We start from the raw sequence: 242 nt of genomic DNA, 5'->3' as shown, positions 1-242 counted from the left end.
AGATCGGTAACCCTCTCCTCTTCGATCATTTGCCAAATGCTCCTGTCGAGGATGGACTTATCAGTCAACACCATGCAGGCGCGCGCGAATATCGTATTGTGGAGAACGGAAAGCCCGTAGGAGTAGTGAAACGGCAGAAGGCTGACCGTAATGCGTTCCCCGGTCATGCCGAGATATTCGACGATCGAACGCGTGCAGGCATCGATATTGTTGGCAGTTAGTCGCACGCATTTGGGGTCGCC

Annotated in this window: 1 protein-coding gene; it reads right to left on the bottom strand. The window is 53.7% G+C overall.

What is annotated here, in order from left to right; translation table 11 throughout:
* On the bottom strand, nt 1–242 hold a 242-nt coding region (locus AF337_RS36040), incomplete at both ends, for an AMP-binding protein (RefSeq protein ID WP_152971344.1).

This window comes from Rhizobium ecuadorense (genome assembly GCF_001187535.1).
GTDB classification, from domain to species: Bacteria; Pseudomonadota; Alphaproteobacteria; order Rhizobiales; family Rhizobiaceae; genus Rhizobium; species Rhizobium ecuadorense.
The sequence above is the reverse complement of the archived record's forward strand: the minus strand, read 5'-3'. Positions and strand labels throughout refer to the sequence as shown.